Below are 17,479 nucleotides of genomic sequence, written 5' to 3'. Positions count from 1 at the left end.
CGACCTCGGCGGCGGTAGGGGTGCTCGCCGACGAGCGGCGCTTCTCGGCGCTCGTCGGCGAGCCGCGGTGCTGGGTGCTCAGCGGCGGACGGCGGTCAGGAGCCCGTAGCGGAGCTCCGGCACCTCGAAGAAGAACCAGTGCCCCAGGTCGGCCGCCGTCGCCCATTCGCGCGACGTCTCGCCGCTGGAGTTGTCCGCGGCGTCCCGCCAACCGCTGATCATGCTGGCGTAGCAGCGCTGGACGTTCTCGGTGATGTCGGTGTGGTCCACCACTTCGAGACCGGCCTCGCGCAGCAGTTCCCCGTACATGTCGGTGGTCAGCGAGAACTTGAAGTACTTGTACGCGTCGGCCATGCGGGTCGCGTCCGGCCCGGCGAGCTCGCCCGCGAGGCTGTGCTCGGCGATGACCAGCCGGCCGCCGGGGCGCAGGACCCGCGCGATGTGGCCGACGGCCGCCTTCTTGTCCTTCATGTGCATCAGGGACTCGATGGCGTAGGCACCGTCGAAGGTCCCGTCCTCGAAGGGGTTCTCCATGGCGTCGGCCAGCCGGAACGTGGCCCGTCCGGGAAGGGACGGGGACAGGGGACGGCTGTTTGCCAGGTCCACCTGGTAGTCGCTGACGCTGATGCCGGTGATCTCCACGGCGTGCCGGGCGACGATCCGCGCCGCGGTGCTGCCGTGGCCACACCCCACGTCAAGCAGGTGCTGGCCCTCGGCCGGGGCGAGGCGATCGGTGACGAGGTCCGTCAGCCGGTCGGTCGCCTCCCGCATGGAACTGTGATCGGAGTCGTCCGCCCAGTAGCCGACGTGGATGTTGCCGCCGAGAGCGTGGTCGTACACGTCGGTGTGACGGTCGTAGAAGGTCCCCACTTCGCCGGACGTATGACGGTTCTGCGTCAGCATGAGGGAGACCTTTCACGGTGGGTTGAGTCACGTACCGCGGACGCCGGCCTGTGCGCCGGCTCCTGTGCTGCCAATGGGCGACGAGCGGTTCGATCGTGCCAAGCGTGCCGACCGGATTAGGGCGAATGAGCTGCGGTTTCACCCTTCCGGGATACGGGTGTCACCTGTCCGGCGGAACGACGACAGTGAAGCGACGGGCGGAGCCCCGCGGAACGTCGTCGCCCGACGGGGGTGCTCCCCGCACCCGCTCCCGTAGGGGCGACGAACGTGCCCGGCGGAGCGGGTGCGGGGAGCGGGATCACGCCGTCGGTCCGGACCGGCTGACCGGATTCGCTCAGACGCGCCCGAAGAACAGGCTGCCCGGCGCCTCCGGGTCATTCGACAGGAAGTGCTCACGGACGGCGCGGATGAACTCGTGGCGCGAGATCGCGCCGTCGCCGTCGGTGTCCAGCTTCGTGAACATGTCCATCGCGTCGGGGGCTTCGCTCTTCCACACGTCGTGCAGGAAGCGCTTGAACTCCTCCTTGCTGATCTCGTTGTCGCCGTCGACGTCGATGACGTCGAAGATCGCGTGGCCGCCGCCCTCGGTCACGTTGAGGCGGCTGGTGTCGACGACGGCGAGGCGGTTGGCCGTGACGAACTGGTCCTTCGTCAGCCGGTCACCGTCCACGCCCGCGTGACGCAGCAGCTCCAGCCAGTAGATCTGGCAGAAGGTCTGCAGCGCCCTGGCCCGGCGGTCGTTCTTGTCGAGCCTGTACGCCTGGATGTAGCGGTTGGCGAGCTGCTGGTAGTCCGACCAGTCCAGGTAGCCGTCGTTATTGGCGTCCATGGTGTCGAAGGTGCGCTCGAGCTTGGTGGTGATGACGTCCTGCACTGCGGCGGTCATGCGTCCTCCTAGGGGACGAGGGGGATGGACAGAAGCACCTTTGCGTGAGGTACGTCCCGCACAAAAGTGCTGATACTGGCCTTTCACTCCTTCGGCTCAGCCAGGCCACCCGTAGGAGTGCGTTCGGTACAAACCGATGCACGCCCGGCACGGACGGAGCACATACTGAACTCCCGCAACGGAAGCCGTATACCCGTGCGGTCGCCGGACGCCGTCGGCTCCGCGCAGCCGAGAGACGCCGAACCTGCCGCCCGTGCCCTCTACGGCGAGGAGCTGAGCACCCCGCCGGCCGATCCGCGGAGCACGACTTGGTTCCGCTTCCACGCCCTCAACCGGAGTGAACACGTGTCGAAATCGTCAGGTCCGACGTCACCCGCAGGCCGGGCCGTAATGATCACTGGAGCCTCATCCGGGCTGGGGGAAGCCTGCGCGCTCCACATGTCCCGGGTCGGCTTTCACGTCCTTGCCGGGGTCCGCCGCCCCGAGGACGGGGAACGGCTGCGTGGGGCTGCGGCGGGGCGAATGACGCCGGTTATCGTCGACGTGACGGACGAGAAGTCGGTCCGGGCGGCGGTGGACGAGGTGACCGGGCTGCTCGGCGGCGCTGGGTTGTGGGGGCTGGTCAACAACGCCGGCATCGCGGTCACGGCTCCGCTGGAGTGCGTGCCCATGGAGCAGATGCGCCGTCAGCTCGACATCAACGTGATCGGCCAGGTGCAGATGGTCCAGGGCTTCCTGCCGCTGCTGCGTGCCGGTGCGGGCCGGATCATCAATGTGTCCTCGGGCCTCGGCAACGTGGCCCTCCCCTATCTCGGCGCCTACGCCGCCTCCCAGTTCGCCAAGGAGGCCCTCAGCGACGCGCTGCGCCGTGAACTCGCTCCACAGGGCGTCCCCGTCGTGGTGATCCAGCCGGGCGCCGTCCTGACCCCGCTCTGGTCCAAGATGGCCGACACGGGCAACCGAGTTCTGGACGGCGCCCCCGAGCCGGTGCGGGAGCTCTACCGCGACTCGTTCCTCGGCTTCATGGAGGCCAACGAGACCTCGGCCCGTAGCAGCCGCACGACTGTCGACGACGTGGCTCAGGTGGTTTTCCGCGCGCTGGTCGCCGAGCGGCCCAGGACTCGGTACACCGTCGGCCGCGACGCGACGGGCAGCCGGGTGCTGTCCAGGCTGCTGCCGGACCGGGCCCTGGACCGGGTCTTCGGCGGAACATCGGCCTTGAAGAACCTCAGGAACTGAACGGTCCGCCCGTCTCCGGGCCGTCTACAGACGTACCCAGCGGGCCACGACGGGCAACGCGATGTGGGCGGGTGTTCGGCTGCGCGCGCACTGTGGGCGAGCCGTCACGCTTCGTCGGCCCACACCGGGGTGCCGTCGTCCTGCACGTGCAGCGTCGGGGAGTGTTCGCGATACCCCCACTGCGTTGCGGCACTGGGTACCACCCAGCCCTTGGCCTGGAATGCCTGAGCCGGCGTCAACGAAGCGGTGCACGCATTCAGCGGGCTGGTCTTCGTCGCTCTGGCGGGGACGGTGATCTTCACCGACGTCCCCCACGGGTCTGGACAGGTCTGCTCCACCGCGGCCTGGACGTAGGCGAGTTTCGCCTTCACTGTGACCGGCTTGCCCGAGGTGTTCGTGAACTTCACCAGGAAGGACATCGTCCCGTCCTTGGCGAGGATTGTGCACGGCGTCCAGGACACGGCACCTGCGCTCCGGGCCTTTCCACATCGGTGGTTGACCTCAACGCCGCCGGACTCGGTTGAGACAGCAGGACCCGGCTCGGCCACGTCCGCACCCCGAGTGCCGGGCGTGGCCGACCCGATTGGCTTCCTACCGGCAGAGGAGGACTCTCCACTGCCCTCCAGCCGCACGCCCAACGCGATTGTCCCGGCCACCCCTACGACTGTGACCGCCGCCCAGACCTGCCCATTCTTCCAGCGTCGCCCAGCCGTCTGCGCTGGGACTGCGGTCGGCTCCGACGCGCCGGCTGCTCCGACGGGTTCGGCCGATTCGGTGGCCGTGGCCCGTCCGGCAGCCTGTGCGGCCGGGGTCCGCTCGATGTCCTCGGCCGGTTCGACGGGTTCGGCGGGCTGCCCGGTGATGCTCGCCAGGACTCGGTTCCGCCAGCCCGGTCCACCTGCGACTCGAAGACGGCGCGCCAGGTCGGCGATCTCCCAGCCGATCTTGGGGAGCTTTTCAGCGTTCTCGGGCGCATAATCCTTCAGCGCCCGCGCAACAGCCGCGCAGTCCTCCTCGCTGGGTAGCCGGTTGTGCTTGACGCCAGGCAGCAGTTGGTCGCGGCCCTTCAGCCAGTACGAGAGCAGTGCCTCGTCGATCTTCTTGCGGGACTGCCAAACGGGCGTCCCCCGCTCTGCCTCCAGAGCCTTAACCAGGACCTTGCGCGGCGGCTTCCCCCGCTCGGTCGGCTCTCCCACGCATGTCTGCCATGCGTCGAGGACCTGCGCCAGGCGGTGCGACAACTCCGCGAACGACTCCCCCTGATCCCCCATCAACGGCTCCCCTCCGAGGGACATCTCGTTGCGGTGCAACCGAGAAGCAGCAGGCTACGGAGGTGCAAGTTGCGCCGCAAATCCTCGTACCTCTTGCACTGGTGATCTCCCTGTCTCGCTGCGGGACCTTCGGTTTCAGCGGCATGGGACGCCCGGCCGCCGCCCCTCACGTCGGGGCCAACGAGAAAAGGAGAACCACCACAGTGAGCAAGATCAAGAATGCCCTCGCGGTGACTGCGACTGCGGCAGTGCTCGCCACCGGGGCCCTCGCCACAGCGTCCACACCCGCCGACGCCGCCTCGGGCGGCCGGGCGTGCCTCTTCCTGGACAAGGAGGGCGCCAAGTTCGCCGGCCGGACCTACGGGCACGTCGCCTGGGCGATCCGCGACCCGAAGAACACCAATCACTGGATCTGGGGCACGACCGAGAACGCCGAGGGAGACTCCCACACCGCACCGGGCAAGGACAACGGCAGTTGGATCCAGGGCGGAACCTGGTCGGAGATGCGCGGTGAGACGAAGAGCAGGAAGCGCAAGATCGAGCTCGCCCGCTACGACGCGTTCCGGTGCGTCTACACGGCCGGCGGCGACCTCAAGGCCGCGCAGCGCACCTTCATCAACATGAAGAACAACGGCTACCAGATCCTCTCCAACAACTGCCTCACGAAGGCAATCGCGATCTTCCGTAAGTACAGCCCCGCTCTCAGCGGCAGCCACTTGCCCGGCGGCGGCGGCACCCCGCCCAGGAACTACTTCAAGACCACGCTGGACAACGCACGCGGCTGGGAGAAGGCCCGTACGTACTGAGGCCAATCAGCAAGCAAGAGTGAAGGTGAGCCGCCTGCAATGGCACCGGTTGCCGGATCAGATGGTTCTGGTGCCCCTGCGCGAGCAGCAACGACGCACGACGGCCGCAGCTCACCAGACGCTACCTGCCGGCCAACGACATCAACCGACAAGACAGTAGCGAGGAGAAGGTCTCACCATGTGGAACAAGTGCCAGCGCTGCAAGGGCGATGGAAAGTGCACGACCTGCGATGGCTCCGGCTACCGAGGTGTTTGGAAGTGCGATAGCTGCCGGGGCAGCGGCGACTGCAAGGCGTGCGACGGCCGCGGCTGAGCTGATCACCCTGGGATGACCTGCCCCCTGAATGAAGGGCTCCCCGCCGGCTCGACCGGCGGGGAGCCTCGGGCTCGTCTGTCCTGTTCATCGGCGTCCGCGCCGCCCGTCGCCCCGGTACTGGGCGATCGGCACCTGGCCTCGCGCGGCGATCAGCTTCGAGTTCGCCGCGGCGATCGGGTCGCCACGGAGGCAGAACTGGTCGACCGTGGACCAGCCGGGAGTGGGTCAGGGCGTTGATGGCGGGGTTGGTCACCAGGGTTCAGGCCGATGTTGCACGCCTCCGACGTGGTGGTTGTTCAGTCTCGACAAGTGTGTGAGACCGCATGACCGACCGGGCATCTGAGGCGCCAGCGCGTCAGCAGGCGGTCACCACGTCCTGAGCGATGGCCGTCCTCCGGTGGACAGCCGGTGGACAGACGCCTTTGGACGGGGCAGCATAGGGCAGCACGGAGACACCCAGTGCGCATCGTCTGATCAGGCATAACGTCACGGGCCAGCATCACAGGGCACGAGACGACATGAACGCTCTCGGTCTTGTAATGCGTAGGTCGTCGGTTCGAATCCGACAGGGGGCTCCGGCAAGGCCCAGGTCAGCGGCGTTGTGACCTGGGCCTTTGTGGTCTCCAGGCGAGGGGACACCGCTACCACCCACGGCCCTCCCGCCCCGAGGACACGGCACCCGCGGACGGCCGTGCGCCCGTCGGGCGGATCAAGTGCGGCCGGTGTAGAGATAAGTCATGTCGCAAGGTCCCGACGGAGATGACCGGCCCGTGCGGAGGAACCGGGCCCTGGTCGTCATCCCCATCGCGTGGATCGTCGCCGTGTCCGTGACGGATGTTCTGGTGCCGCCCCACATCCACCTGGGGCCGCTGCTCGTCGCCGCTCCGGCGATCACCCCCTTGTTCGGCGGACCCTGGACGGTAGGACTCGTGGCCGCGCTGGCGGTGATCGCGCAGACGGTCATCGGGGTGCTGCGCGATCCTGGCGTGCTGCTGTCCACCAACCATCAGGCACAGGTGATCGCCCTGGTGCTGGTGGGGGTGAGCCTGGTCGTCTTCTGCGTGGTGCGGGAGCGTCGCGCGAAGGAGTTGACCCAGGTGCGGTACGTGTCGGAGACCGCCCAGCGTGTGGTGCTGCCTCCCCTGCCGCGCCGGCTCGGTCCGCTGCGCCTGGCCTCCCTCTATCTCGCCGCGGAGGCCGAGGCCCGCATCGGCGGTGACCTCTACGCGGTCGCGCGCACCGCCTCCGGTACCCGCCTGATCGTCGGCGACGTGCGGGGCAAGGGGATGACCGCGGTCAACGACGCGGCACTGCTGCTCGGGGCGTTCCGCGTCGCGGCTCACCGTGACGCCGGCCTGCACCAGTTGGTGGCCTACCTCGACCGGAGCGTGTGCTGGGATCTGATGGAGCCGGGGGAGGCGGGCAGCTACGGGGAAGCGTTCATCACCGCGGCCGTCCTGGACATCCCCGACCGGGACGGCCCGGTGCAGATGATCTCCTGCGGGCACCCTCCGCCCATCGTCCTGCGCGAAGGCCGGCCGAGGACGGTGGCCGCCTCCCGTCCCGCACCCCCTCTGGGACTGGGCGAACTGACCGATCCGAGCTACCACGTCGAGAGCTTCTCGTTCCTGCCGGGAGACCTCCTGCTGCTCTACACGGACGGCGTCACCGAGGCCCGCGACCCCGCCGGCACCTTCTACCCGCTCGCCGAGCGCATCACCGGCTGGACCGAGGCCGATCCCGATGCCTTTCTCCGCCGCTTCCGGCGCGACCTGCTGCACTACGTCGGCGGACACCTGGACGACGACGCCGTCATGATCGCCGTACAGCGCCAGGCCGGGTGAGGGTACGGCGGGCCACCGACGCCCGCCTCGCCGACGCCGGACCGGACGAAGGCCGCCCCCACCAACCAGGTGCGGGCGGCCTTCAAGGATGCTCAGGCCGGCGTCAGCAGCGACGTCAGGGCCTCGCGGAGGACCGTGTCCGGGTCCGCCGCGGCGCTGGTGGCGCGCCAGGCGACGAAGCCGTCGGGGCGGACGAGGACCGCGCCGTCGGCGGTGGTGCCGTGGGCCGTCGCCCAGTCGGAGCCCTCGGTCTCGTAGGTGAGGTCGGCGTCCGGGCCGGGGCCGACGCGGTAGGCGTCGAGGGCGACGCCGTCCTCCGCCGCGACGCGGCGGGCCGCCGCGTACCAGCCCGCGTCGTCGGGGGCGTCGGTGAGGAGGACCATCGAGCGCTCGTACAGGTCGAGGGTGGACAGGCGCAGGCCGCCCCGGCGGAGCCAGAGGTGGGGGGCGCGGCTGCCGGGGCGGCCGTCGAGGGCGAGGGCGTCCGGGACGACCTCGGCGTAGGGGTCGGCGCCGAGAACCGCGCCGGCCGGGTAGCGGTAGCCGAGGACCACGTTGAGGATGCCGCCGCGCTTGGCGCCGCCCACACCGGGGGCCGGGGCGAAGCCGGGGTGGCTGTGCTCGACGGAGCGGGCCGAGGCGCGGGCGCTGGTGGCGGCCGCGACCGGGCGGCGCTCGGCACCGTAGGACTCCAGCAGGCCGGGGCCGGCCCATCCGGAGAGCACCGCGGACAGCTTCCAGGCGAGGTTGTGGGCGTCCTGGATACCGGTGTTGGAGCCGAAGGCGCCGGTCGGGGACATCTCGTGGGCGGAGTCTCCGGCGAGGAAGACGCGGCCGGAGGAGTAGAGGTCGGCGACGCGTTCGGCGGCACGCCAGGAGGCCATACCGGTGATCTTCACGTCGAGTTCGTCCACGCCGACCGCCCGGCGGATGTGGTCGCGCAGCCGCTCCTCGGTGAAGTCCTCCAGGGTCTCGCCGCGCTCGGGGTGCCAGGGCGCGTGGAAGACCCAGTTCTCCTTGTTGTCCACGGGCAGCAGCGCGCCGTCCGCGTCCGGGTGGGTGAGGTAGCAGCAGATGAAGCGCCGGTCGCCGACGACGTCCGCCAGCGCGCGGGACCGGAAGGTGACGCTGACGTTGGCGAACAGGTCACCGGGCCCGCTCTGCCCGATGCCGAGGGCACGCCGTACGGGACTGCGCGGGCCGTCGGCGGCGACGAGGTAGTCCGCCCGGACGGTGAACCGTTCCTCGGTGCCGCGGTCGAAGACCGTCGCCGTCACTCCGTCGGCGTCCTGCTCGAAGGACTCCATCTGGTGGAAGTACCTGAGGTCGCCGCCGAGTTCGCGCGCGCTGTCCAGCAGGACCGGCTCCAGGTCGTTCTGGCTGCACAGGCACCAGGCGGTGGGGCTGAACTTCGCCAGGCCGCCGCCCGGGTCGATGTTCCGGAACAGCCACTCCCCGGCGTCACCCACAAGGGTGGGCGTCTGGAGGATGCCGTGGTTGTCGGCGAGGAGCGAGGCGGCCGCCTTGATGTCCGGCTCGACTCCGGCGACCCGGAACAGCTCCATCGTGCGGACGTTGTTGCCGCGTCCGCGCGGGTGGATCGAGGTCCCGGAGTGCCGCTCGACGAGCATGTGCCGCACACCGAGACGGCCCAGGAACACGGACATGGACAGGCCCACCAGTGAGCCGCCCACGATGAGGACGGGGACCCGGTGGTCGGCTTTCTGATGCATCGAAGCCTCCAGTGGCTGGGGGTGGGCGCGTGGGGCGCCTCGGACTCTTCCTTCCCGGTGGCGGCGGCTCCGCGTGCCCAATCACCCACGTGGTTCACAGGAGTCGCGGGCTTGTGGAGCCCGGCACAGGATCAAGGAACGCTGCCGGGCCCGATCCAAGGCCGGCGCCGGTTCTGCCCCGCGAAGGAGATGTGTGCAGGATGACCACCACGTCTGAACGTCCCTCAGAAACGCCGGCACGCGAGGTGTCCAGGCGTGTATCCCAGTCCGTGTTCGACGGCTCCCCGCTGCGGGTCGTCCTCCTGGTCGACGTGTACGACGGCGCGCAGCAGCAGTTCCTGGAGGCGTACGAGCAGCTCTGCTCGCAGGTCACCCAGGTGCCCGGTCACGTCAGCGACCAGCTCTGCCAGTCCATCGAGAACCCCTCGCAGTGGCTCATCACCAGCGAGTGGGAGAGCGCCCCGCCGTTCCTCACCTGGGTGAACAGCGAGGAGCACGTGCACATGGTGGAGCCGCTGCACTCCTGCGTGCGTGACACCCGGTCGCTGCGCTTCCACATCGTCCGCGAGACGGGCGGCCCGGCGGTCCCCGCCGAGTCGGCCCCCGGCCGCCGCCTCCAGGCGCACCCGCGCATCGGTGACGGAGTCATCCGGCACGCGCTCACCTTCACCGTGAAGCCCGGCACCGAGGAGAAGGTCGCGGCGATCCTCGCGGACTACGCCTCGCCGAAGGCCCGCGTGGACGACACCACGCAGCTTCTGCGGACGTCGCTGTTCATGCAGGGCAACCGGGTGGTGCGGGCCATCGAGGTGCGCGGCGACCTGCTCGCGGCGCTGCGGCACGTGGCCCGGCAGCCCGAGGTGCGGGCGGTCGAGGAGGCCATCAACCCCTACCTGGAGCAGGACCGGGACCTGGACGACCAGGAGTCGGCCCGGATGTTCTTCACCCGTGCGGCGCTCCCCGCGGTGCACCACGTGGTCGCCGACGAGCAGGCGGAGGGCAGGCGCCTCGCGCTGTTCTACCCGGCCCGCGCCGACCAGGGCATGCGGCTGGCCGAGCTGCTCTCCCAGCACGACCAGGCCGCGGCCGACGACCCGGCGAGCGCGGTGCTGCGCAGCACGGTCTTCCAGCGCGACGACGTGGTGGTGCGGCTGGTGGACGTGCGCGGCGACAGCGTGGACGCGCTGCCCGCCGACGCGGCCGAGGCCGCCGAGCTGCGCGCGCTGCTCGCCGGTGACGTCGCCCGGATGGACCTCGTCACCGACCGCCGCGCCTCGGACGCCTGATCCGGTGGCCGCCTCTCACCCCGCAACCGCCGACGCGGCACATCTCACGGAGGAAGCTGTGATCCAACACCGTCCCAAGATCATCGACCTGAAGGACACCGAGCACAACACCCGGCGCGGCGGCGACCTGCGCGCCATGCTGACCCCGGCGACGGTCGGCTCCACCAGCGGCTTCATGGGCGTGGCCATCGTGCAGCCCGGCGACCGCATCGGCGAGCACTACCACCCGTACTCCGAGGAGTTCGTGTACGTGATCTGCGGCCGGCTGGAGGTGGACCTCGACGGCGAGGCGCACCCCCTCAAGCCGGAGCAGGGCCTGATGATCCCCGCCCACATGCGGCACCGCTTCCGCAACGTGGGTGACGAGGAGGCCCGTCTCGTCTTCCACCTGGGCCCGCTGGCCCCGCGTCCGCAGCTCGGTCACGTGGACACCGAGGAGACGGACGTCATCGGGGCCGCCGCGGTGGTGACCGAGGCCGGTGGTGCCGTGGCCGCCGGCCGGGACCAGGTGCGCTCATGACCCGGCGGGTGGCGGTCACGGGCATAGGCATCGTGGCTCCGGGCGGGATCGGTACGCCCGCGTTCTGGGACCTGCTGTCCAACGGCCGGACCGCGACGCGCGGCATCACCTTCTTCGACCCCTCGGGGCTGCGGTCCAGGATCGCCGCCGAGTGCGACTTCGACCCGGCGGCCTACGGGCTCGACGCCGAGCAGGTGCAGCGGGCGGACCGGTACATCCAGTTCGCGCTGGTGGCCGGCGACGAGGCGGTGCACGACTCGGGACTCGACCTCGCGGCCGAGGACCCCTGGCGGATCGCGGTGTCGGTCGGCACCGCGGTCGGCGGCACCACCCGGCTGGAGAACGACTATGTGCTGGTCAGCCATGGCGGCCAGCGCTGGGATGTGGACCACACCCAGGCCCGGCCCGAACTGCACCGGGCGTTCTCGCCCAGCACGGTCGCCTCGTCGGTGGCCGAGCGGTTCGGCGCCCGGGGCCCGGTGCAGACGGTGTCCACGGGCTGCACCTCCGGCCTGGACGCCGTCGGGTACGCCTTCCACACCGTGCAGGAGGGCCGGGCGGACATATGCCTGGCCGGTGCCTCCGACTCGCCGATATCCCCGATCACGATGGCGTGCTTCGACGCGATCAAGGCGACGTCCCCGAACAACGACGACCCGGCGCACGCCTCCCGCCCGTTCGACAACAACCGTGACGGGTTCGTCATGGGCGAGGGCGGCGCGGTGCTGGTGCTCGAGGAGCTGGAGCACGCCCGGGCCCGCGGTGCGCACGTGTACTGCGAGCTGAGCGGGTACGCCACGTTCGGCAACGCGTACCACATGACCGGTCTGACCCCCGAGGGCCTGGAGATGGCCCGCGCGATCGAGACCGCCATGGACCAGGCCCGGATCGACCCGACCGCGATCGACTACGTCAACGCGCACGGCTCCGGCACCCGGCAGAACGACCGCCACGAGACGGCCGCGGTGAAGCGGGCGCTCGGGCAGCACGCCTACGACACCCCGATGAGCTCCATCAAGTCGATGGTGGGGCACTCCCTCGGGGCGATCGGGGCCATCGAGGTGGTGGCGTGTGTGCTGGCGCTCGCCAAGCAGGCCGTCCCGCCGACCGCGAACTACGAGACCCCCGACCCCGAGTGCGACCTGGACTACGTCCCGCGCGAGGCACGGGAGCGGAAGCTGAACGGCGTGCTCTCCGTGGGCAGCGGGTTCGGCGGTTTCCAGTCCGCGGTGATCCTGACCCGGCCGAGGGAGTGAGGACACGATGAGCGCAACCGAGGAACGGCGGGCGGCCGTCACCGGTATCGGAGTGGTCGCGCCGAACGGCATCAGCACCGAGACCTTCTGGAAGTCCACCCAGGAGGGCATCAGCGTCCTGGACCGGGTGACCCGCGAGGGCTGCCAGGACCTGCCGCTGAAGGTGGCGGGCGAGGTCCGCGCGTTCGACCCGGCCGTGGTCGAGGAACGCTTCCTGGTGCAGACCGACCGCTTCACGCACTTCGCCATGGCGGCGGCGGACCTGGCCCTGGAGGACGCCCGCCTGGGCCAGGCGGACACCGCGGCGGACCCCTACTCCATCGGGGTGGTCACCGCCTCCGGCTCCGGCGGCGGCGAGTTCGGCCAGCGCGAGCTCCAGCAGTTGTGGGGCAAGGGCAGCCGGTTCGTCGGCCCGTACCAGTCCATCGCCTGGTTCTACGCGGCCAGCACCGGCCAGATCTCCATCCGGCGCGGCCTCAAGGGGCCCTGCTCGGTGGTCGCCTCCGACGAGGCGGGCGGTCTGGACGCCCTCGCGCACGCCGCCCGCGCGGTCCGCCGGGGCACCGACATGATGGTGGCCGGCTCCACCGAGGCGCCGCTCGCGCCGTACTCGATGGTCTGCCAGCTCGGGTACGGGGAGCTGAGCGGTCAGAGCGACCCGGCGCGCGCCTACCGCCCCTTCACCGACGCGGCGTGCGGGTTCGTGCCCGCCGAGGGCGGGGCGATGCTCGTCGTCGAGGCGGAGCGGTCCGCGCGGGAGCGCGGGGTCGAGGTCCGGGCGTACATCGCGGGACACGCGGCGACCTTCACCGGTGCCTCCCGCTGGGAGAAGTCCCGCGAGGGGCTGGCGCAGGCCATCCGGACCGCGCTGGCGGAAGCCGGCTGCGCCCCGGAGGAGGTCGACATGGTCTTCGCCGACGCCCTCGGGGTGCCGGAGGCGGACCGTGCCGAGGCGCTGGCGCTGGTGGACGCGCTCGGTGAGCACGGGCGCCGGGTGCCGGTGACGGCACCGAAGACCGGTATCGGCCGCGGCTACTGCGCGGCGCCGGTGCTGGACGTGTCGGCGGCGGTGCTGGCGATGGAGCACGGCGTGATCCCGCCGACGCCGAACGTGGTGGACGTCTGCCACGACCTGGATCTCGTGACCGGGAGCGCCCGCGTGGCCGAGCCGCGCACGGCGCTGGTCCTCAGCCGGGGCCTCATGGGGTCGAACGCGGCGCTGGTGCTGCGGCACGGCGACCGGTAGGCGAACAGCAAAGGAGAGAACGGCATGAACGCGCAGATCACCGAAGAAGAACTGGCCGCCCTCATGAAGAAGGCGGCGGGCATCACCGTCGCCCCGGAAGTGCTGCGGGAGCAGCCCGCGACCCCCTTCGAGACGCTGGGGCTCGACTCGCTCGGCCTGCTGGGCATCGTCGGCGAGCTGGAGAACCGGCACGGCACCCCGATGCCCCCGGACGCCGAGCGCTGCAAGACGCCGCAGGCGTTCCTCGACCTCGTCAACAGCGCACTGATGGCAGGAGCCTGACATGGCCGGACACACCCGGAACGAGATCACCATCGCCGCTCCGCTCGACCTGGTCTGGGACATGACCAACGACCTGGAGAACTGGCCGCAGCTGTTCAGCGAGTACGCGTCCGTCGAGGTCCTCAAGCGTGAGGGCCGCAAGACGACGTTCCGGCTCACCATGCACCCGGACGACAACGGCACCGTGTGGAGCTGGGTCTCCGAGCGCGAGCCGGACCGCGAGAACCGCACCGTCCGCGCCCGCCGCGTGGAGACGGGCCCCTTCGCCCACATGGACATCCACTGGGCCTACGAGGAGGTGCCCGGCGGCACCCGGATGGTGTGGACGCAGGACTTCGCCATGAAGCCCGAGGCACCGGTCGACGACGAGTGGATGACCGACAACATCAACCGCAACTCCAAGGTCCAGATGGCGCTCATCCGGGACAAGATCCAGCAGGCCGCCGGGGACCGCCCCGCCCCGGCCCTGGCCGACTGACCGGCGAGCGGGAGAAGAGGACACCTGCCATGCACCAGGGACTGATCGTGGCCCGGATGGCACCGGGCTCGGCCCAGGACATCGCCAAGATCTTCGCGGAGTCGGACCGGGGCGAGCTGCCGCACCTCGTCGGGGTGCGCCGCCGCAGCCTGTTCCAGTTCGGCGACGTGTACATGCACCTCGTCGAGTCGGACAGCGACCCGGCCCCGGCCATCGCCAAGGTGGCCGGCCACCCGGAGTTCCGCGGGATCAGCGAACGGCTGTCGGCGTACGTCAGCGCGTACGACCCGGAGACCTGGCGTTCCCCGAAGGACGCGATGGCGGAGCGCTTCTACGTGTGGGAGCGCGACTAGCCGTCCGGCTCCCCTGATGAGGACCACCGGCCGCCGGGCCCGCAGCGTCGCGGGCCCGGCGGCCGGTTGTGCCCTACGGGGACCGCGTCAGCCGGCGACGTGGCACTCGAAGGCGTGCAGGTAGGGGTTGACCGGACGGATGTCGTCCACGACCAGGCCCGCCGAGGTGAGCCGGCCGACCATGGACTCGGTGGTGTGCTTGGCGCCGCCCACGTTCAGCAGGAGCATCAGGTCCATCGCGGTGCTGAAGCGCATCGAGGGGGTGTCGTCCACCAGGTTCTCGATCACGATGACGCGGGTGCCGGGGCCGCCCGCGGCGGCGACGTTGCCGAGCAGCCGGGCGGTGCTCTCGTCGTCCCACTCCAGGATGTTCTTGATGACGTAGACGTCGGCCTTCACCGGGACCGAGGCGCGCACGTCGCCGGGCACGATCTCGGCGCGGTCGGCGAGGTCGCCGGTACGCAGGCGGGGCAGGGCGTTCTCGACCACGCGGGGCAGGTCCAGCAGGCTGCCGCGCATCGTCGGGTACTTGTCCAGCAGGCAGGCCACCACATGGCCCTGGCCGCCGCCGCAGTCCGCCACCGAGTCGGCGCCGGACAGGTCGAGCAGGGCGGCGACCTCGCGGGCCGACTGCTCGCTGGAGCGGGTCATGGCCTGGTTGAAGACGTCCGCGGACTCGGGGGCGTCCTCGTTGAGGTAGGTGAAGAACTCCTTGCCGTAGAGGGACTCCACGACGTTGTCCCCGGTGCGCACGGCCTCGTCCAGCCGGGGCCAGGCGTCCCAGGTCCACGGCTCGGTGCACCACAGGGCGATCGCGCGGAGGCTGCCCGGGTCGTCCTCGCGCAGCAGGCGGGACATGTCGGTGTGCGCGAAGGTGCCGTCCGGGTGCTCGGCGAAGACGCCGTAGCAGGACAGGGCGCGCAGCAGCCGGCGCAGCGGCTTGGGCTCGGTCTTCACCGAGGCCGCCAGGTCCTCCACGGGCTTCGGCTCGTCCCCTAGGGCGTCGGCGACGCCGAGCCGGGCGGCGGCCCGGACGGCGGCGGCGCAGGCCGCCCCGAACACCAGCTCGCGCAGGCGCATGGGGGGCGGTGGGGCTGTCTCAGCGGTCGTCATCTGCCGCCCTTTCTCGTTCTTCGGCCTTCTTCGGTCATCGATGGGCAGCGGGCGGGCGGTCAGCACAGGCCCGCGGGCTTCGAGGCCCGGCAGGAGTTGCGCGCGAAGCTGTTGCCCTTGCCCGTGTCGGTGTTCACCAGGTCCGCGGGCGCGTTGGCCGACAGCGTGTTGCCGTCGACGCGGTTGTTCTCCCCGAGGGTGCCGACCATGCTCTTGAAGAGCACGATGCCGCCGGAGAGCGGGGAATTGCCGGCGTTGCCGCGCACGTGGTTGCCGGTCACGCGGGTCTGCTCGACGCCGGTCAGCACGATGCCGGAGCCCTGGAGGGCGGGCAGGCGCTCGGTCTTCGGGCAGGACTTGTTGTTCTCGACGACCCGGTTGCGGGCGACGGTCAGGTGACCGGCCTTCGGGGTGTTCTCGTCGCCGACGACGAAGACACCGGCGCAGTTGCCGCGGATGCCGTTGTCCTGGACGTTCACGTTGCGCAGGCGGCGGACGGTGACGCCGATGCGGTTGTCGTCGAGGCGGTTGTGCTCGACGAGGGTGCGTCCGGCGTCGTACGCGCCCGCCTCCTCCTTGATGGTGTTGGCGAGGAAGAGCCCGGCGTCGCCGTTGCGCTCGGCGACGTTCTCGCGGAACACGCCGCCCGTGGAGCGCTCCTGGGCGATGCCCCAGGTGTCGTTGTCGACGGCGTGCACATGGCGGACCGTCATGCGGTCGGTCGCCATGCCGAAGACCCCGGCACGGGTGAAGCCGGTGACGGTGAGGTCGGCGACGGTGACGCCCTCGACGTTCTTCGTCTTGGTGCCGAGGACGCAGATGCCGTTGCCGTTCTGGGCACAGCTGTTGGCGTCCTTGCCGGTCTTGACGGCGGCGGGCTTGACGACCGTACGGGCGCCGGCGCCGCGCAGCGTGACGCGGTCCGTGCCGATCTGCACGCTCTCGTGGTAGGTCCCGGCGAGCACCAGCACGGTGTCCCCGGCCCGCGCGGTGTCGACGGCCTTCTGGATCGACTCGCCGGGACGGACCACGAGGGTCTGGTGAGCGGCGGCCGCCGGGACCGCCCCCACTCCCGCGCTCACGAGCGCCGCGCCACAGGCGAGGTATGCGAGGTGACATCTCTTCATACCGCGTACGGTATGACCGTTTAATCCGGTATCCCGCGCGATGGTCCGTCCGGGGGCGTGTCTGTGTGCGGGGGTGTCCTGTGGCGGCCGACCGGCCGCTCGCCAGGCGCCCGGCGCGTCCGGCCGCCCATACTGGCGGATGTGAGCCGGGTCGACGGAGTGCGACGAGGGTTCCGGGCGGCGGGGGCCTACGTGCGGTCCGCGCCCGGGACCTATGGGTGGCTTGCCGTGCTTTTCGTCACCACGGTGGCTCTGCACCACATGTCGCCGGAGTTCGAGAAGGAGTTTCTGCGGCAGCGGTCCACCAATATCCACGAGCTGTCGCAGAACCCGGTGCGCGTGCTGATCACGAGCGCGATGTGGATCGACGGGGGGCACTGGCTGCCGTACGCGGTGGCGTACAGCGTGTTCCACGCACAGGTGGAGCGCTGGGTGGGGACGGCCCGGTGGGTCGTGGTGTGTGTGGCCGCGCACGTGCTGGCGACGCTGATCAGCGAGCTGGCGCTGCTGAAGGCGGTGAACGACGGGCATGCTCCCGCCTCCGCCGTGAACACGCTCGACATCGGGGTCAGTTACGCCCTCGCGGGGGTCATGGGTGTGCTGACGTACCGGATCGCGGCGCCCTGGAAGTACGCGTACCTCGCCGTGCTGCTCGCCGTGTACACCGTTCCCCTGGCCGGCGGCCGGACCTTCACCGACTTCGGGCACGCCCTGGCCGCGCTGATCGGGCTGGCCTGCTATCCGCTGGTGCGGGACCGGGGAAGCACGTGGAAGCCGTTCCGGAGCCCGGCCGCGCCGTCCGGCTGACTACGCTGCCGGG

General features: G+C 70.6%; 17 protein-coding genes and 1 pseudogene. 11 read left to right on the top strand and 7 right to left on the bottom strand.

What is annotated here, in order from left to right; translation table 11 throughout:
* Positions 1 to 78: 78 nt before the first annotated feature.
* Together EV284_RS28335 and EV284_RS28330 are read right to left on the bottom strand one after the other, a co-directional pair.
* Positions 79 to 903, bottom strand: a complete 825-nt coding sequence (locus EV284_RS28335; RefSeq protein WP_130339080.1) for a methyltransferase domain-containing protein — start codon at positions 901 to 903, stop codon at positions 79 to 81.
* A gap of 334 nt (positions 904 to 1,237) precedes the next feature.
* On the bottom strand, positions 1,238 to 1,789 hold the full coding sequence (locus EV284_RS28330; protein WP_130339078.1) for an EF-hand domain-containing protein: 552 nt from the start codon (positions 1,787 to 1,789) through the stop codon (positions 1,238 to 1,240).
* Positions 1,790 to 2,179: 390 nt separating this feature from the next.
* On the opposite strand from EV284_RS28330, the gene EV284_RS28325 reads away from it, so the two are divergent.
* On the top strand, positions 2,180 to 3,028 hold the full coding sequence (locus tag EV284_RS28325; RefSeq protein WP_207229158.1) for an SDR family oxidoreductase: 849 nt from the start codon (positions 2,180 to 2,182) through the stop codon (positions 3,026 to 3,028).
* Positions 3,029 to 3,132: 104 nt separating this feature from the next.
* Here EV284_RS28325 and EV284_RS28320 read toward each other — a convergent pair whose 3' ends face one another.
* The gene (locus EV284_RS28320; RefSeq protein ID WP_130339074.1) at positions 3,133 to 4,338 is read right to left on the bottom strand and encodes a hypothetical protein; all 1,206 of its coding nucleotides are present in this window, start codon (positions 4,336 to 4,338) and stop codon (positions 3,133 to 3,135) included.
* Between the two features lie 164 nt (positions 4,339 to 4,502).
* On the opposite strand from EV284_RS28320, the gene EV284_RS28315 reads away from it, so the two are divergent.
* Entirely contained in the window at positions 4,503 to 5,105 is a 603-nt protein-coding gene (locus EV284_RS28315) for a Tat pathway signal protein (RefSeq protein ID WP_130339072.1), read from the top strand.
* 418 nt (positions 5,106 to 5,523) lie between these two features.
* Here the strand turns inward: EV284_RS28315 and EV284_RS33715 are convergent.
* Positions 5,524 to 5,705, bottom strand: a pseudogene (locus EV284_RS33715) (Tn3 family transposase); the annotation flags it as partial.
* Positions 5,706 to 6,158: 453 nt separating this feature from the next.
* On the opposite strand from EV284_RS33715, the gene EV284_RS28310 reads away from it, so the two are divergent.
* Positions 6,159 to 7,265, top strand: a complete 1,107-nt coding sequence (locus EV284_RS28310; protein WP_130339070.1) for a PP2C family protein-serine/threonine phosphatase — start codon at positions 6,159 to 6,161, stop codon at positions 7,263 to 7,265.
* 92 nt (positions 7,266 to 7,357) lie between these two features.
* Here EV284_RS28310 and EV284_RS28305 read toward each other — a convergent pair whose 3' ends face one another.
* Positions 7,358 to 8,998 carry an FAD-dependent monooxygenase gene (locus EV284_RS28305; RefSeq protein ID WP_130339068.1) on the bottom strand — a complete coding sequence of 547 codons (1,641 nt, stop codon included), beginning with the start codon at positions 8,996 to 8,998 and terminating at the stop codon, positions 7,358 to 7,360.
* A 200-nt stretch (positions 8,999 to 9,198) separates the two neighbouring features.
* On the opposite strand from EV284_RS28305, the gene EV284_RS28300 reads away from it, so the two are divergent.
* The 7 genes from EV284_RS28300 to EV284_RS28270 are packed head-to-tail and all read left to right on the top strand — an operon-like array spanning position 9,199 to position 14,419.
* A complete protein-coding gene (locus EV284_RS28300; protein ID WP_130339066.1) occupies positions 9,199 to 10,284 on the top strand; it encodes a SchA/CurD-like domain-containing protein in 1,086 nt (361 codons plus the stop codon).
* 58 nt (positions 10,285 to 10,342) lie between these two features.
* Entirely contained in the window at positions 10,343 to 10,804 is a 462-nt protein-coding gene (locus EV284_RS28295; RefSeq protein ID WP_229918926.1) for a cupin domain-containing protein, read from the top strand.
* Positions 10,801 to 12,060: a beta-ketoacyl-[acyl-carrier-protein] synthase family protein gene (locus tag EV284_RS28290; protein ID WP_130339064.1), complete on the top strand. Its 1,260-nt coding sequence runs from the start codon at positions 10,801 to 10,803 to the stop codon at positions 12,058 to 12,060. Before EV284_RS28295 ends, EV284_RS28290 begins: the two co-directional genes overlap by 4 nt.
* Before the next feature lie 7 nt (positions 12,061 to 12,067).
* Positions 12,068 to 13,306 carry a ketosynthase chain-length factor gene (locus EV284_RS28285; RefSeq protein WP_130339062.1) on the top strand — a complete coding sequence of 413 codons (1,239 nt, stop codon included), beginning with the start codon at positions 12,068 to 12,070 and terminating at the stop codon, positions 13,304 to 13,306.
* Positions 13,307 to 13,330: 24 nt separating this feature from the next.
* Positions 13,331 to 13,588, top strand: coding sequence for a phosphopantetheine-binding protein (locus EV284_RS28280; protein ID WP_130339060.1), 258 nt, complete (start codon positions 13,331 to 13,333; stop codon positions 13,586 to 13,588).
* A 1-nt stretch (position 13,589) separates the two neighbouring features.
* Positions 13,590 to 14,066 (top strand): SRPBCC family protein, encoded by a 477-nt coding sequence (locus tag EV284_RS28275; RefSeq protein ID WP_086695002.1) that lies wholly within the window; start codon positions 13,590 to 13,592, stop codon positions 14,064 to 14,066.
* Positions 14,067 to 14,095: 29 nt separating this feature from the next.
* Positions 14,096 to 14,419 carry a TcmI family type II polyketide cyclase gene (locus EV284_RS28270; protein WP_030804500.1) on the top strand — a complete coding sequence of 108 codons (324 nt, stop codon included), beginning with the start codon at positions 14,096 to 14,098 and terminating at the stop codon, positions 14,417 to 14,419.
* An 87-nt stretch (positions 14,420 to 14,506) separates the two neighbouring features.
* On the opposite strand, the gene EV284_RS28265 is transcribed toward EV284_RS28270, so the two are convergent.
* Together EV284_RS28265 and EV284_RS28260 are read right to left on the bottom strand one after the other, a co-directional pair.
* Complete coding sequence (locus tag EV284_RS28265) at positions 14,507 to 15,532, bottom strand: methyltransferase (RefSeq protein WP_130339058.1); 1,026 nt, start codon at positions 15,530 to 15,532, stop codon at positions 14,507 to 14,509.
* Positions 15,533 to 15,591: 59 nt separating this feature from the next.
* Positions 15,592 to 16,659: a right-handed parallel beta-helix repeat-containing protein gene (locus EV284_RS28260; RefSeq protein ID WP_130339056.1), complete on the bottom strand. Its 1,068-nt coding sequence runs from the start codon at positions 16,657 to 16,659 to the stop codon at positions 15,592 to 15,594.
* Positions 16,660 to 16,788: 129 nt separating this feature from the next.
* Here EV284_RS28260 and EV284_RS28255 point away from each other — a divergent pair, with 129 nt between their 5' ends.
* The gene (locus EV284_RS28255; protein WP_130339347.1) at positions 16,789 to 17,466 is read left to right on the top strand and encodes a rhomboid-like protein; all 678 of its coding nucleotides are present in this window, start codon (positions 16,789 to 16,791) and stop codon (positions 17,464 to 17,466) included.
* The last annotated feature ends 13 nt before the right edge of the window (positions 17,467 to 17,479 follow it).

Source organism: Streptomyces sp. BK022 (genome assembly GCF_004217355.1).
Taxonomy (GTDB): domain Bacteria; phylum Actinomycetota; class Actinomycetes; order Streptomycetales; family Streptomycetaceae; genus Streptomyces; species Streptomyces griseoluteus.
The sequence above is the reverse complement of the archived record's forward strand: the minus strand, read 5'-3'. Positions and strand labels throughout refer to the sequence as shown.

Excerpts from the sequence above, each read along its gene's own strand:
- EV284_RS28265 (WP_130339058.1), bottom strand. The coding sequence starts at position 15,532 with ATGACGACCGCTGAGACAGCCCCACCGCCCCCCATGCGCCTGCGCGAG.
- EV284_RS28305 (WP_130339068.1), bottom strand. The coding sequence starts at position 8,998 with ATGCATCAGAAAGCCGACCACCGGGTCCCCGTCCTCATCGTGGGCGGC.
- EV284_RS28330 (WP_130339078.1), bottom strand. The coding sequence starts at position 1,789 with ATGACCGCCGCAGTGCAGGACGTCATCACCACCAAGCTCGAGCGCACC.
- EV284_RS28290 (WP_130339064.1), top strand. The coding sequence starts at position 10,801 with ATGACCCGGCGGGTGGCGGTCACGGGCATAGGCATCGTGGCTCCGGGC.
- EV284_RS28310 (WP_130339070.1), top strand. The coding sequence starts at position 6,159 with ATGTCGCAAGGTCCCGACGGAGATGACCGGCCCGTGCGGAGGAACCGG.
- EV284_RS28285 (WP_130339062.1), top strand. The coding sequence starts at position 12,068 with ATGAGCGCAACCGAGGAACGGCGGGCGGCCGTCACCGGTATCGGAGTG.
- EV284_RS28275 (WP_086695002.1), top strand. The coding sequence starts at position 13,590 with ATGGCCGGACACACCCGGAACGAGATCACCATCGCCGCTCCGCTCGAC.
- EV284_RS28260 (WP_130339056.1), bottom strand. The coding sequence starts at position 16,659 with ATGAAGAGATGTCACCTCGCATACCTCGCCTGTGGCGCGGCGCTCGTG.
- EV284_RS28300 (WP_130339066.1), top strand. The coding sequence starts at position 9,199 with ATGACCACCACGTCTGAACGTCCCTCAGAAACGCCGGCACGCGAGGTG.
- EV284_RS28325 (WP_207229158.1), top strand. The coding sequence starts at position 2,180 with ATGATCACTGGAGCCTCATCCGGGCTGGGGGAAGCCTGCGCGCTCCAC.
- EV284_RS28335 (WP_130339080.1), bottom strand. The coding sequence starts at position 903 with ATGCTGACGCAGAACCGTCATACGTCCGGCGAAGTGGGGACCTTCTAC.
- EV284_RS28270 (WP_030804500.1), top strand. The coding sequence starts at position 14,096 with ATGCACCAGGGACTGATCGTGGCCCGGATGGCACCGGGCTCGGCCCAG.
- EV284_RS28280 (WP_130339060.1), top strand. The coding sequence starts at position 13,331 with ATGAACGCGCAGATCACCGAAGAAGAACTGGCCGCCCTCATGAAGAAG.